The organism is Bremerella cremea (assembly GCF_039541315.1).
Classification (GTDB): domain Bacteria; phylum Planctomycetota; class Planctomycetia; order Pirellulales; family Pirellulaceae; genus Bremerella; species Bremerella cremea.
In genome coordinates this window covers 172793-187855 of the sequence record NZ_BAABFZ010000004.1, presented here as the reverse complement: position 1 = coordinate 187855, position 15063 = coordinate 172793, and the positions used below count along the sequence as shown (strand labels likewise).

Annotated in this window: 10 protein-coding genes; 2 read left to right on the top strand and 8 right to left on the bottom strand. The window is 56.5% G+C overall.

The genetic code is table 11. The features are described from left to right. Positions 1-10: 10 nt before the first annotated feature. Positions 11-877 carry a fumarylacetoacetate hydrolase family protein gene (locus tag ABD890_RS15460; protein ID WP_345091414.1) on the bottom strand — a complete coding sequence of 289 codons (867 nt, stop codon included), beginning with the start codon at positions 875-877 and terminating at the stop codon, positions 11-13. Positions 878-1568: 691 nt separating this feature from the next. On the opposite strand from ABD890_RS15460, the gene ABD890_RS15455 reads away from it, so the two are divergent. Next, positions 1569-2681 carry an HD domain-containing protein gene (locus ABD890_RS15455; RefSeq protein ID WP_345091411.1) on the top strand — a complete coding sequence of 371 codons (1113 nt, stop codon included), beginning with the start codon at positions 1569-1571 and terminating at the stop codon, positions 2679-2681. A 12-nt stretch (positions 2682-2693) separates the two neighbouring features. On the opposite strand, the gene ABD890_RS15450 is transcribed toward ABD890_RS15455, so the two are convergent. Then, on the bottom strand, positions 2694-4049 hold the full coding sequence (locus ABD890_RS15450) for an RNA polymerase sigma factor RpoD/SigA (RefSeq protein WP_345091408.1): 1356 nt from the start codon (positions 4047-4049) through the stop codon (positions 2694-2696). Between the two features lie 426 nt (positions 4050-4475). Continuing rightward, positions 4476-5912: a hypothetical protein gene (locus ABD890_RS15445; protein WP_345091405.1), complete on the bottom strand. Its 1437-nt coding sequence runs from the start codon at positions 5910-5912 to the stop codon at positions 4476-4478. Positions 5913-6364: 452 nt separating this feature from the next. Between ABD890_RS15445 and ABD890_RS15440 the strand changes: the two genes are divergently transcribed. Continuing rightward, complete coding sequence (locus ABD890_RS15440; protein WP_345091402.1) at positions 6365-9406, top strand: secretin N-terminal domain-containing protein; 3042 nt, start codon at positions 6365-6367, stop codon at positions 9404-9406. Here ABD890_RS15440 and ABD890_RS15435 read toward each other — a convergent pair. The 5 genes from ABD890_RS15435 to ABD890_RS15415 all read right to left on the bottom strand — a co-directional run bounded on the left by ABD890_RS15435 (position 9403) and on the right by ABD890_RS15415 (position 15015). Then, complete coding sequence (locus ABD890_RS15435) at positions 9403-9852, bottom strand: acyl-CoA thioesterase (protein WP_345091398.1); 450 nt, start codon at positions 9850-9852, stop codon at positions 9403-9405. The genes ABD890_RS15440 and ABD890_RS15435 overlap by 4 nt on opposite strands. Before the next feature lie 45 nt (positions 9853-9897). Next, positions 9898-11058 (bottom strand): DNA topoisomerase IV subunit A, encoded by a 1161-nt coding sequence (locus ABD890_RS15430; RefSeq protein ID WP_345091395.1) that lies wholly within the window; start codon positions 11056-11058, stop codon positions 9898-9900. A gap of 114 nt (positions 11059-11172) precedes the next feature. Then, positions 11173-12516, bottom strand: coding sequence for an ABC transporter permease (locus ABD890_RS15425; protein WP_345091392.1), 1344 nt, complete (start codon positions 12514-12516; stop codon positions 11173-11175). 19 nt (positions 12517-12535) lie between these two features. Beyond that, the gene (locus ABD890_RS15420; RefSeq protein ID WP_345091389.1) at positions 12536-13279 is read right to left on the bottom strand and encodes an ABC transporter ATP-binding protein; all 744 of its coding nucleotides are present in this window, start codon (positions 13277-13279) and stop codon (positions 12536-12538) included. Beyond that, positions 13276-15015: an efflux RND transporter periplasmic adaptor subunit gene (locus ABD890_RS15415; protein ID WP_345091386.1), complete on the bottom strand. Its 1740-nt coding sequence runs from the start codon at positions 15013-15015 to the stop codon at positions 13276-13278. Before ABD890_RS15415 ends, ABD890_RS15420 begins: the two co-directional genes overlap by 4 nt. Positions 15016-15063 lie beyond the last annotated feature (48 nt).

Here is a 15063-nt window from a genome sequence, read left to right as displayed (position 1 = left end):
TGCACACCGACTAGCCCTGGACAATCTCGCTGACCAAGGTGCCGATGCCGGAAATCTGGATACTTACCACGTCGCGTGGCTGAAGCGTGAAGTCGTTATCCGGCACGATACCGGTTCCTGTCAGCAGGAACGCTCCACGCGGAAAATGTTGATCACGGAAGAGATACTCGACCAATCCTTCCAACGAGCGAGCTAACTGGTCGAGGCTCGTTTCTCCCTGGAATACTTCGTTGCCGTCGCGAGCGATCTGCAACTGAACTTTCACTTGGGAAAGCTCAGAAAATTCCTTCCAGAATTCCGAAGCCAAAACAACCCAGGGCCCCAATCCGCAACACTGGTCATAAACTTTTGCCTGCGGGAGATAAAGGGGGTTCTCCCCTTCGATGTCGCGGCTGCTCATATCGTTACCGATCGTCATGCCGACGATCTGACCTCGGGAATTGAGGGCCAATGCAAACTCAGGCTCTGGCACATTCCACTGAGAATCTTTTCGAATTCGCAGCGTCTGCCCGGTTCCCGTGACTCGGTTGGGGGTCGCCTTGAAGAACAGCTCGGGCCGATCGGAACCGTAGACCCGGTCGTAGCAATCGGCCGCCGCTTCCGATTCTTCCATGCGGGCCGTTTGACTTCGCTTGTAGGTCACCCCAGCCGCCCAGACTTCCTGCTGGTCGATCGGCGGAAGCAGGGCAACCTGGTCCAATGGCATTGCCTGGGTTTCGCCCTGCAGCAGGGCCTCGACCTTCGCAGCGGGGTCTTCGGCATCGAGGATCTCGAACAACGAGGTAACGTCGTGACGCGAGAACTGCACAACTTCGTTTTCGCGAACCAGACCGACCGCAGGTGTTCCGTGGGTACCGATAAACTTCGCCAGACGCATAACTGAATACTCTCGCTTGGGGATGGGGATGCTTTCGTCGTATTCTACCCCTGCCTCATTGGCAAATGTAGATAGCAAAGACCGCCGCCAGGCTTGCCCCGGAAATAGGCAACAGAGGCGCGCATCCGTAGCAATGCCGATACAGAAATGAGGCATTCCCTCCGCGAAAATGGAAGGTGACCGAATCTAACCCTCGCTACAGTCAGTGCCTACGACAGGTGGCCAAACTATGATCACTCAAGGGTTTAAGGGGTGCGGCATGCGTTTTGCAAATAGAGAGAACTGTCCGCGGCCCAAAGGTTTCAACCTCCTACTCGTTGTCTGCACCACCCTAATGGACCATTGAGTTCGCTCTCGGGTCATTTCTGTGAGAATCCAACAAGGATGTTGCCGCCCTTGAAGCCGCGAGGAGCTATCTTGCGGCTGACGTGCGCACCGTTGCCGGCCGGTGATTTGGTTGTCGGGAGAGGGCACCTGGTTGCCGGATCGGCGCGGTGCGACGTAGCCTACCTCAAACCTCTTGATTCGCTCCCTCATGGGCCATTGCCGCGCCCGTGGGCAACCATTCTGCCAATGGGTGAACCTTTTTCTCTGGTATGTGTATAATCTTTCTAATCGTTCTGCCGTCGACCAGGACGCTTTCTACCTCATTTTCACTTGTCGACTTGCCAGCGAATTGCCTGGCTTCTCTATGACCGAACCGTCGAAACTGCGACGCCAGATTACCCATCAGGCCGCACGTCTTCTGTACGACCGACAAGAGTCGGAGTACTACCACGCCAAAATGAAAGCTGCCCGGCGGGTTCAGCGAGGATGGGTCAAAGAGGCCGATCTTCCTTCCAACGCCGAGATCCGCGACGAAGTCCAATCGATGGCCCGAATGTTCGAGGGAGACAATCGCCTCGAAAATCTCTTGGCCATGCGGCTGGAAGCGCGGCGAATGATGCTGATCCTTGAACGCTTCCGCCCTCGCATCGTCGGCAGTGTGCTGACTGGGCACGTTCGCAAAGGATCGGACATCGATATTCACGTCTTCAGCGATAGCATCTCGGCCGTTACCGCCGCCCTGGAAGCCGAGAACATTCGCTACGACGTCGAACGCAAGCACGTCAACAAACCAGGGGCCGAGGGCGTTTACGTCCATATCCACATCCGCGAGCAGTTCCCGTTCGAGCTGACCGTTCGCGGATCGAAGGAGGTCTCGATCGTCTCGAAGAGTTCAATAACCGGGAAGCCCCAGGAACGCATGAGTCTGGCCGAGTTCGATTTGTTCCTCCACGAGACCTACGAGGAAGCCGAGTACACAGAAGGTATGGCGGTCGTCGAGAACCAGATCGACCGCTTTCTGCAGTACGAAGCGTTACTTTTGCCGCTTGAAAACGTCAAGCAAAGCCCCAAGTGGCACCCCGAAGGAGATGCCCTTTATCACAGCTTGCAGGTCTTCGATCTGGCTCGGGAGAAGCTACCGTACGACGAAGAGTTTCTGCTGGCGGCTCTGCTGCATGACGTGGGGAAGGGGATTGATCCGCTGAACCATGTCGAAGTGGGGCTCCAGATGCTGGCGGACGATATAACCCAGCGAACCCACTGGCTGATTGCCCACCACATGGACGCCGGCCAGATCTTAGATGGCACCTTAGGTGCCCGGGCCAAGAGACGCTTGAAAGAGTCCGAAGACTACGAAGAACTGATCTTGCTGGCTCGCTGCGACCGCGAAGGACGACGTCAGGGGGTCGAAGCCTCGGAACTGGAAGAGGCAATCGATTACTTGCGACAACTATCGTACGAATGCGATGGCTGGTAGTTGCCGCTCAAACTAAGACGACGAAACCGGATCGTCGATCCATTCTTCCAGCCCGGCGCAGACACTCGACTTGCGAAGTTTGCGCAGGGCTGCGATTTCGATCTGACGGATTCTTTCACGGGTCAACGAAAATGCCTGGCTGATTTCTTCCAGTGTCTGAGGCTGACCGTCGTGGATGCCGAATCGTCGACATAAAATCTCTTGTTCGCGCGGATTCAAAATCGTGAAGACCTTCGCGAGCAATGCTTTGACCGACTGATGATCCGCCTCGGAAAGCCCGGCGAAATTAGCCTGGGCAGGAATGAGGTCGGCGAAGTCTTCGTCATCGTACGGCTGGACATCCAGCGACAAGGGACTGCGGGTAAGGGCATCGGCTAACAAGACATCCCGTTCAGCAACCTTGGCCAGCTTGGCGGTCTCTTCGAGCGTAGGATCGCGGTTCTCGTCCTGACGGAATTGTGCCTTCGATGATTGAACCGTTTGGATTCGCTCCTGCATCCGGACTGGCACCCGGATGAGCTTCGATTGATCCGAAATCGCCTTCATGATGGCCTGGCGGATCCACCATGTGCCGTAGGTTGCGAATTTGTAGCCCAGCGTTTGATCGAACTTTTCCACAGCTCGGATCAGCCCCAGGTTGCCTTCTTGAATGAGGTCGAGAAAGTTCAGCCCTCGGTTGCGGAAACCTTTGGCGATTGAGACCACCAACCGCAAGTTCGCTGCGACCAGCTTCTGCTTCGCCTCGCCATAGGCTCGATAGGCTTCGACAATTTTCGGCCACTGAAAAGCGAGCGAGCCAGGTGTCTCGTGATAAAGCTCGAACACCTCCAACGCATCGGGCGATAAAGGCATCAGGAAGATCGGCCCTGGGAACTGCTCGCCGCTGGGCTGGTTGGCCTCTAATCGTTCGAGCGTTTGCCCGACGCTTTGCATCCACTCGAGAAGGAACTTCTCACGCAGGCCGATTGTTTCCAACCGACACGCGGTTGCTTGACGACGTCGCATCAAACGCTGGATTGCCCGGTCGCGGCGCTGCGTGCCGTCTGCTTCCCCCTCCATAGCCACGCTGAAGTCGTATCGATCGCGATGCGCCGACTCGGCTAGATACTCGATCATCTCGATGACCGCCTGCCGATGCTTTTCTTTCTGGGCCGGACTGGTGATTGTGACTTCCAGCGTACGATCGAGACGACGATCGCCTTCAATCACTTCGACCAGCACGTCAGCAATGCGGGCCGTAACGACCCCGCAACCGAACAATCGCCGCAGAAAACTGGTGCGAGTGCGCGCGACGCGACGGGTGATTTCAATTTCTTCTTCCGGCGTGAGACGCGGGATCTTCCCCATTTGCTGGAGATACGAACGCAACGACTCAGGCTCACCCGACGAAAGCTCACTTGCGTCGCTAGCATTGGTCCGCGCTCCTTTGCCCCGTCTAGAAACCGGGGAAACCGCTTTCTCCTTTATGGCTACGCCAGAGCCCAATCGACCGGATTGTTTCCGGTCGGGACTTGCGCTGCCGCCTCCTCTGCTCATGCTTCCTCGCTGCTCCCTCTGGTCGATCCGCGCAAGCGACAAGCCTGATAAAGATAGGCTTCACCTTTCAGATCAACTCGACTGCCCTTGTGGTCCAGGGAGGAATGCTGGCGGCTTCCGTCCTGAGCCAAACCATTCTACGCATCAACTTCGGCAAAGGAAGGAATTTCACCCCCCGAATGTTTGAGACTTCCCGAAAGCCAGATGGCACTAACCGCAGATCTGGGGGCAGGGGAGGGCGAGATCAGGACCGGCTCGTTAGAGCTGGTCCGATTCGATCGCCAGATAGAGCTCGTAAGCCGAGATGCCATCAGGACCCGCGTTCTCGAGACGAGCGGCCAGGTCTTCCTGCTTCTCTTTCAGACGCATCAACTCACGACCAGCGAGCTGACCGTTGCCATCCCGATCGAACTGAGTCATCAGCGACTTCGTCTGCTCGTAGGCATGCGGATTGAGAATCTTCTGCTCCCAGGTCTTCATCACCATCTCGATGTGATCGGCGGACAGAGCAAACTCTAAGCGAGTTACATTGCCGTCGCGGGAACGATCCAACAACGTGTGCCACTGAACCAACTGCTGCGAGAGAGCAGGGCCACCCATCGAGGCAAAGCGAGCGTTCGCGGCGAAATCTTCGCTGGTCCACACGCCATCGCCGTTGGCATCAAGTCGCAACCAGTAGCGACGCAAGGTTTCCGAACTGTTCCAGCGGATCGAAGCGATCGCCAGATTCAGCTCGGCAATCGAGATTTGCTGGTTCATATCATGATCGACCGCCAGCAAAACTTCTTCACTTACGGCAGCGACGGCGCCTTCGGTCTGCGTAAAGCGTCCCCAGGCCTGCTGTGTTTCAAAGTCCGAGATCTTGCCGTCCTGGTCCATATCGACCCAGGCCAGCAGCTCTTGAGCAACTTCCGGACGCTCGAACGACAACAACTGACGGCGATCGAGGCCAGGATCTTGCTGAGGATCGAGATTGAACACTGAACGAGCCAACGAGTTCGGGCGAACCATCATCGGTTCCGGCTTTTCCGAACCTGGCTTGGTACGAACATTCACTCGCAGACCAATCGGGCTGCGGACAGCTTCTGGATTGTCCGAAGGAATCACTTCCATCGGCAGGTTGTTTTGATCGTTGGCAAGCTGCTCGACCGACGGGAAAGGATTGCCATCCGGCACATCGGTATCGGTCGCGGATTTGACCTCAGGCTTCACCTCGACGACTTCCGTCCCCTTCGGCTGCCCTACGGTCTGCGGATCGTTCTGAGCCAAGATTTGCTCGGTACCACCGCCGAAGATACCGGCCTGATAAGCCAGCCCGACGCCGACAGCGACCAGAAGACAAGCCGCCACCGAGATCCAAATCTGAATCGATCGGTCTGGCTTGTGACGCAGCCGACGGCCACTACTGCGATCGGAGTTGGTGTTGATACTGACTTGCGGCTGCGCGATTTCGGCAGTCGGAGCTTCGCTTTGTTGGCGAGCCGCGATCTGGGCCAGGATATCTTGCGAGAAGTCGCGAGGCAGCGGTTGCTCAGGCATGGTCCGCACGGCGTTGACCGTTTCCACCATCTGGCGGTAACGCTTTTGCCATTCAGGGGAGTCTGCCAGGATCGTTTCGATCTGCAGGCGTTCTTCTTGCGAGACTTCCCCATCTAGGAAAGCCGAAAGAAGTTCGTCATTAAGCTGCAAATTCATCGGTCGATCGTTACTTAGCAGAGCCGGACAGTACGTCCAAGCCATTGTCCTTCAAGCACTTAAACACTTCACATCACGTTTACGTGCCGCAGGATGCGGTTGTGTAGAGAAGTAGATGGCCTTTTAACCACGGAAGTTCCCCAAATCCAGGGCAAAACTTATTTCTCAAAAAGAATTGCCAAGCCAGCATCGATTCCACCGTGTTGCTATCAATTACCCAGCTTGCCCCCAAGGTAAAGCCTGGAGCACGACAAACAAGAGAGATCCAAGAAACCAAAGGATATTTTCCGTCGTCTGGTTAGATGGCCCATTCTCGGGGAGTTTGCCAATCCGCTAAGTCCGGGGGAAATTTCGGACATTTCGTTGCGACCTCCCCTCTGAACAAAGATAATCATGCCAGACGTAGTACAGAGCATTGTCCCTTCGATCTCCTCATCCGAACAGGAAGCCCCATGACTTTTCGGAAGGTCGGCCCACTTTTGTGTGCCGCACTGACGTTCGCCTTGCCAGTTGAAATGCCAGCTTTCAACTCTGCCTTATACCCCCAGGCAATGGCTCAAGCGCCGTCTATCGGGCCAGGCGTCCAAGGCCCTGGGCCTGGCATCTCGCAGATGCCGAACCGTTTTGGACCTTCTATGGAAGTAAACTCGACGCCCGCTACAGAAGGCCCCAAACCAGAGGCAGGCGATAAGAAGCCAGGCAAGTCCGAAAAGCCTGACGATGGGTCCAAACCGGCGGAAGCCAAACCCGAGGGTCCCAAAGGTCCGATCCAGCGAAAAGACAAGCCGAGCGAAGCTGCCGATCCCGAAGAGCTGAACGTTCGCCCGGATCAGAAAGGGATGGTTCGATTCAACTTCCGGGGCCAGGCCTGGCCCGATGTTCTCGACTGGCTGGCAGACATCTCGAAAACCAGTCTCGATTGGCAAGAACTGCCAGGCGACTATCTCAATCTAACGACGCAGCGTGCCTACTCGATCGACGAAGTTCGCGACCTGATCAACGAACGCTTGATGACGCGTGGCTATACCATTCTGCAGCAGCAAGAAGGCCTGGTCGTCGCCAAGCTGGAAGGTCTCAACACGGCCCGGGTTCCACGCGTCCATTCGGAAGACCTTCGTCATCGCGATGCCCACGAGTTCGTGAAGGTCTCGTTCCCGCTTAGCTGGCTGCTGGCCGAAGACGCCGTCGAAGAACTGAAGCCGATGCTAGGTCCGCACGGCACGATGGCCGCACTGCCGACCTCGAACCGGCTGGAAGTGATGGACGTGGTTACCAACCTTCGGCAGATTCAACACGTGCTGCAGGAAGAGCAATCGTCCGAAGTCCGTTCGACCAAAGTGCACGAGTTCTACCTTGAATACACTCGAGCCGAAGACGTTCTGGCCAAGCTCGAATCGCTGCTGGGCATCCGCAAGGCGAGCGGGGGCATGGGGATGATGGACCCGAACATGATGCAGCAGATGCAACAACAAATGCAGCAGCAAATGATGCAACAGATGCAGCAACAACAACCGCAAGGTGGAGGCAAACCACGCCGCAAACCGGCCGGTAGCGACGACATTCACCTGGTGATCAACTCGCGGCAGAACAGCATCATTGCCAACGCCCCTCCAGACAAGCTGGTGGTGATCGCCGAAGCGGTGAAGCTGTTTGATGTTCCTTCGCAATCAGGCTCGCCTTTGGGGGCGAACTTCCAGCGAGTGGAAGTCTATCGTCTGGCTCAGCTCGATCCGAAGTCGCTTCAGGCCATGCTACTTCAGTCTGGTAATCTCGATCCAACCACGCAGTTGGTGATCGACGACAAAAACAACGCCTTAATTGCCAATGCCGGAGCGGCCGATCAAATCACGATCCAGGCCTTGATCAATAAGCTCGACGGCGCCGGTCGCGAGTTTAAAGTGATTCGCCTGCGTCGTCTGCAGGCCGACTACGTCGCGGGCTCGATCCGCTTCATGATGGGTGAAGAAGAGAAGGAAGACGACAGCAACTCGCGTCGAGGCTATTACTCGATGTACGGATATGGTCGTCAGCCGGAACAGAACAATAAGAAGGACAAGTTTCGCGTCGATGCCGACGTGATCAACAATCGGCTCTTGCTTCGCGCCAACGAAGTGGAAATGGCATCGATCGAAAACCTGCTGGTTCAACTCGGCGAGATTCCCCCAGGCGGCGATTCGCAGCGAGGCAAACTTCGCACGCTCGAAGCAGGCTCCAGTGGTTCAGCGGAAGAGATGCTAAAGCGATTGAAGGAACTCTGGCCCCAAGTCTCGCCAGCACCGCTGCAGATCAAGCTGCCGGAAAGCAAGCCGAAAGAAGAAACTCCTCCGCCGTCGAAGGCAGAGCCCCCCAAGAAAGAAAACTCAGCCCAGGCCCGTTCCCGTATCACGGTGCCCGTTCACCTGGCTGCGGTGAATCCCGCGGAAGACGAAGCGTCCGAGCAGCGTCCCTTGGAAGAGCTTTCTCAAGAAGAACTACGCAATCGCTTCTTTCCCAAACCAGAATCAAAGCCGGCAAACAACGCAGACGGGTCAAAGCCACCGGTCGTGATCCAAGTCGACGAGAACGGGCGAATTACCCTCGCCTCGGATGACCCTGCCGCCCTCGATCTGCTGGAGGACCTGTTGATCGACCTGACCCCCGAGCCAAAGGACTGGGAAGTATTCGAGCTGAAGTACGCCTCGGCTTACTGGGTGGCGTGGAACCTGGAAGACTTCTTTGAAGAGAAGGAAGAAGAGGAAGACACGCGTCCGACTCCTTGGTATTGGGACTATGGTCGTGAAGAGAAGAAAGAAGATCCGCTGCGTTTGTCACAGCGGAAGAAGCTCAAGTTTCTTTCGGACACCGATACCAACACAATCGTCGTGCAGAATGCCAATGCCGCGCAGTTGGCCACGATCAAAGACTTGATCGAACTATACGACAAGCCTGAGCCGGTGGTCGAGGCATCAAAGCGACTCAATGCGACCTACGCCGTTCGATACTCGCGAGCATCGGCCATCGCCGAGTCGGTCAAGGAAGTTTTCCGGGACCTGCTTTCGTCGAATGACAAATCGCTTCAGCAGCCGCAGCAAGGGGGCGGAGGCGATCGCGACAAGGCTCCGGACCGTTACGCCAGCGATTACGTTTCACGTTCCGGAACGGGCTTCAAAGGGAAGCTTTCGATCGGCGTCGACGACATCTCGAACACGCTGCTCATCTCGACCGAAGGCGAGAGCCTGATGTCGCTGGTGATGGATATGGTGAAACGGATCGACGAGTCGGCCAAGCCGGTTTCGACGGTCCGCATCGTCAACCTGAAGACGGGCGTCAACGGGACGAAAATGAAGGAGTTGCTGACGCGGCTGCTGGAAAACCAGAATCCGCAGCCACAACAGCCGCCGCAGGATCCCAACGGCCAACCGAACGCGAATGGCCAGCCAGATCAGAATGGTCCTCGCGGTCAGCGTGGAATGCGAATGCAAGACTTCCAGGGAGCTGTCTCAGCCGAGAACTAGACTTCTCGGCCTTCGGCCTGGGTGATCAGCTTGCGGACGTCATCCGGAATGACAATCGGCCGCTGGTTGGCGTAGTCGAAATAGACCACGCCAGATTCGCCATCGGCCACCAGTTGTTGCTGCTGGACGCTATAGACAACGTGCTCGACCTTCATGCTGGTTCCGCCCAGCTTGACCATCCGGGCCCCGATTAGCACCTCGTCCGGATAACGCAACTGCTTGCGATAGTTGCAATGCACCGAAGCGAGAATCGGTCCGCATCCGGTGGCTTCCATGATGGGATTCAGCCCGGAAACTTCCAGGTAACGAACACGCGAGGTCTCGAACCAGCGCAAGTAAACGGTGTTGTTTACATGCTGAAACGAGTCCATGTCTCCCCACTGAACCGGCACTTTCGCAACGGCGGGAAAGTTGGCCAGTTGTGGTGGTAGCTCTGGATTTGCCATCTTGCCTTCTCGGTACTCAGATTCTTCAACGGGACAACCAGGGGCCTAATCGAGCCAGCTTCGCTCGGCCAAACGAGCCGGGACGTATTCTTCCGTCACATAGCTCACACCCTGGCTGATCAACGCTTCCACTTCGAGCTTGAAGCCGTTGTCCAGCATCTTCTGGATCTCTTTCTGCCAGTTCTTTTTGTGCTCGAACCAGGGATAGCTGGCGATCTGCTTGGCACGCTTCCGGTCGGAATCGTTGAGCGCGATCTGCACGCTTGGCGAGAGATTACAGCGTTCGTAGTCGATCGAACGCAGCCCGATAAACTTCGCGTCGGGCACCGCCATACGCTTCGATTCATAGGCCAGGTTGATCGAGCCCTGCTTGATCACGCTGTAGATGTAATACCCCCACGGGTCATTATCGAGCACGCAGTAGATCGGCAGATTCAGTTCGTTGTTGAGCCGCGACAGCAGACGACGCACACCACGCGATGGCTGACCACCACCATGTGTCAGAATACAGTTGTGCTTCTTCCAGAACTTGTCTTCGTTGAAGCGCTGCCAGACCGTACCTTTTTCAACATGCAGAACAAAGTCGGCTTCGCACTTCACAAACTCGATCGTGTCGGGCTCGACGATCGAGGGAATCCCGTAGCCACCGCTCCCCATGCGCGAGCAGTCGATCTCGTCTCCCTTATCACGCAGGACCAGGGGGCCGACCATGTCGCCCTTTTTCTGGGCGTACAAGTGCAACTCTTCGCGAAGGACGTTCAACAGCACTTCGACATCTTCAATGATCGGGTCGCTTTCGGCCTGATCGGCGAAAGTCTCTTCCTTGGTGCCGGCAATCGTGTGCTTCAGCAAATAGTAGAGACCTCGAATGCTGGTCGACTTGCCTTCGTCGATCAACCGCTTGCAGCCACTGCCGACAAGCATTGTCTGCATGTAGCTCTTGGCCTGGTTCAGATTGAAGAGCTGGCGACCGGTAGTGTTCTTCCCCATTTCGATAATACGCTGCGTCTTGTTGTAGCGCACATTCGAGAGCGAACGGGTCGGGATGTCCATCTTCGGGTCGCGTACCCGACCGGCTGCCGCCACCACACTGTCGGCCAAACCGACAAGCTGGTTCAGCGTGTTCACATCCTTCTTGGTCAACTCGACCTTTTCCTTTGCATCCGTTTTCGGAGCCACCTTTTTGGGGGCTTTTTTCTTGGCCATCCGCTGCGCCTGATCGATTGAAGTTGAGGGACTTAGGGAAAATATCCGTATCGCGAAGAACGTATCAGAATAACGCGCTTCGCCCCTGGCGAGAATGGGCATCTTTGCAGGCCACTAATTGGCAGCCCGTAAAGCCTCGATCGGATCGAGATCGGCCGCACGACTGGCGGGGTAAAGCCCAAAGATAACCCCCACGACCACCGAGATCCCGAAGGCAAGTGGAATCGAAAGTGGAACGATCTGGGGACGCACGTCCCGAATCGACTCTGGCAATGTTTCAATCACCGCCGGATCATACGTCGATGCGAGGAAGCGAGCCAGGTCGACCGCTGGAATACAGAGCAAACCACCCAGAACGCCTGTCAGCCCACCAACCACCGACAGCACGATCGTTTCGACCAGGAACTGGCGAATGATGTCGCCTCGTTTGGCGCCCAGGGCCCGGCGAATCCCGATCTCTCGGGTGCGTTCGGTCACCGTTGCCAGCATGATATTCATAATGCCGATACCACCCACCAGCAACGAGATCGCCGCGATCAGCCCCATGAAGACCATGAACATAAACTTGGTCTGCCTGGCTTGCTCCAGCAGTTCCAATGGCACCACGACCGAGACATCGCGGAGGCGATCGTGATGGGCAAGGCTCTGCCGGACCAGCTCGGCCGTATCCATGACCTGGTTCGACATGTCTTGATTAGCAGCGACAACCTTCAGCGTGATCTGGTTCAGTTCGACGATCTCGCCGGAGAACGTTCCCCCTTCGATCGTCACCACATGATCGCCAATCCGCTGCCAGAGCGTGGTGATTGGGATATAGACGTCTTTATCGTACGCTTGACCTGAAAGACTGCCGCCAACAGCTGCAGTTGCGGCCTTCGGCTTCAAGACACCGACAACCGTGTAAAGATCGTCGTCGACGCGAATCGTCTTGCCGACTGGCTTCTCGAATCCAAACAGCGCGTCCGCGACTTCTGCCGCCAACACGCAAACATTCGAGCGATCAGCGACTTCGACCTGCGAGATGAAGTGCCCGCGGCGAGGCTGTACTTCCAAATGATTCAGCCGGGCATACTCCGGCGTGCAACCTACCAGGCGACCATGAACCGCGTTGGTGCCATGCCGAAACTGCCGTCGGATCTCACGAATTGGGGTGGCGGTCTCGACCGAGTGCAGCGTTTCATCCAACAGCTGCCAGTCGTCGCGGGTCAATCCATAGGTCAATGGACCACGCTGCTCCGAGATCGCTTCCGATGGCGGTTTGACCGTGCGGACGATGATGTTTTCAGCCCCCAGCTTTTCAATCTGCTGCTGAGCCTTGGCACTGATCCCTTCGCTGATCGCCAGCAGCCAGATCACACTCGCCACGCCGATAAAGATACCCAGAATCGTCAGCAGCGACCGCATCGGGTGCAGCAGCAGACTTTTGATTCCAAGTTTCCAGATACGGAGCCCGAGCATGGGATAGGTTCTCGCTTGCTTACGTCAGGTTGAGTGCCGAAGTATTCATACCACCCTTGGCCTTCGCCGAGCGGCGACTTTCGACCGGGTGATCTTCTTTAATCAGACCATCCATCAAACGAATCGACCGCTTGGCATGATGCGAAACGTCGTCTTCGTGCGTCACCAGGATGATCGTTCGTCCCTCGTCGTTGAGAGTCTCGAACAAATGCAAGATTTCTTCGGTCGTGCGCGAGTCGAGGTTACCAGTTGGTTCGTCCGCCAGGATATAGTCTGGATTGTTGATCAAGCTGCGAGCCACCGCCACGCGCTGCTGCTGACCACCAGAAAGCTGAGTCGGACGGTGCCCCATACGGTCGCCCAGGCCGACCATCTTGGCCAACTCGCGGGCACGATGATGATCGGCAGCGGTGACCTGACCTCGGTAGAAGAGTGGAACCTCGATGTTCTCGATCACCGTCAGTTGCTGAATCAGATTGTACGACTGAAACACGAACCCGATGCGAGAAGCACGTAGCTGCGAAAGCTGATCGTCGGTAAGCGTGCTGGTATCGCGTCCCCCCAAGACCACCTGGCCTGATGAAGGACGATCAAGACAACCGAGCATGTTGAGGAGCGTGCTCTTGCCAGAGCCCGACGTCCCCATGATGGAAACGTAGTCACCCTCGGGAACATCGAAGTTTATCCCTCGCAGCGCGTGAACGGTTTCGCCTTTGAGGTGGTAGATCTTCTTGAGGTCAACTACGCGCGTGGCGTAATTCACTGAGCACCTCCCGCTGGTTGCGGAGGCTGATCTTCAGCAATCCGCACCGGGTCTTTCTCAATGGTGGTTTCCTGAGTGAACGAAGTCTCAGTCACCTCCGGACGCTTATCCGAGCCTTTCGGCGGAACATCGGCGCTAATATCGCGCGACGGTCGTTCAACGAGCTTAGTATCGGCCTGAGAGTCGTCTCCCTCACCAGGGCTCTGCGGACCGCGACGACCAGGCTTACCTTCTCCAGGAGCTCCACCCTTTTGCGGTCCCTTCGAGTTCAACTGTTCTGGCGGTAGCTCTGGCATTTCGACCTGTTCGACCAGGTCACGCGGACTCAGCGAGACAAAGTCGCCTGGCGAAACACCGTTTCGCACGACCACGAATCGCGAGTTGTTCGAGCCGAGGTCAACCTTGCGAGGTTCAACTTCTTCAGGGCTGACCTGAACCATGCAGTAGTAGTCGTCCCCGTAAGGAAGCACCGCCTGAACGGGGATCAACGTGGCGTTGTCTTCTTTTTCGACGTGAATGGCAACGTTTGCCGTCAGCCCCGGCTTGATCTGACGAGGCGAACCGTCGATCGAAACGACCGCCGCATAACGCTTGACCTGGGCACCGAAACGGCTGATTGGTTCTGGATACTCGTTCACCTTGGTGACGGTACCTTCCAGTTTGACGTCGTCGAAGGCGTCGAGCGAGATGGTGGCACGCATCCCAGCTTGAACCATCGCCACACGTGATTCATTAATCAGCACGTGGACCTGCATCGCACTGTAGTCTGGCAGGCGAATGATCGTCTGACGTTCGCGGACCGAGGTGCCAGGTTCAACGATGAATTCAGATGCTTCGCGGTTACCACGTTCGTTGGCATAGACCACCTGGCCCGCTGCCGGCGCGGTGATAGTGCAGTTCTTGATTTGTTCGAGGAAGAAATCGAGGCGTTTCTGCTCGATTGAGTTGCGTTCCTTGGCCGACTCGAGGTCTGCCGTGGCGACACCGATCGCGCTTTCCAACTCTTTGATCTTCTTTTCCTTGGTTTGGTTGATCAGCACGCCCCGTTTGTGGGTCGCGTTTTCAAGCTCGATCTTCGCCTTATCGACGGCGAACCGATCCCCTTCCAGTTGCAAGGAAGTCACAAAGCCTTTGGCCGCCAGACGCGAACTGTAGGCATAGTACTCTTCCGCACGGCGGAGCGTTTCCTTAGCGAACGTGATTTCCGCGTCGATCTCTCGCAGTTCCTGCACGAACAGACCATCGACGTATTCCGTCATGGCGATCTGGGCAGCTTCGAGTTCGTTCTGGGCTTTGGCCAGGCCGGCGATCGAACCACTGAGGTCTAGACGCTGAAGCTTTGCTTCTTCTTCCAAAGCCGAAGAGTCGAGACGCACCAACACATCCCCAGCTTCGACTTGCTTGCCTTCTTCAATGACCCACAAGATCTCGAAGCTGTTCACTTCGCGCGAGCTACGGACCAGGGACATCACATCGACGTTTCGAGCCGACTCGACTTCCCCTTTCTCGACCACATCGTGAACGAAATCTCCCTTGGTGACTTCGTGAAAAGTCGCACCATGGAGGCTCGGTCCCTTCTTCGCCATTCCGAAGTAGTAGTAGCCGGCAGCACCGACGATCACCAGACAGACAATGGCCGCCTTGGCAAAGTAACCACCACGCATCGACTGGCGACGAGCAGTAAGCGATCCGCGCGAAAGGAGAGTGTTCAGCAAACTAGGCTTCATGCTAGCCATGGACGTTTCTCGTCGAAGGTAGGATGCATGGACCTAACCATGGATTTC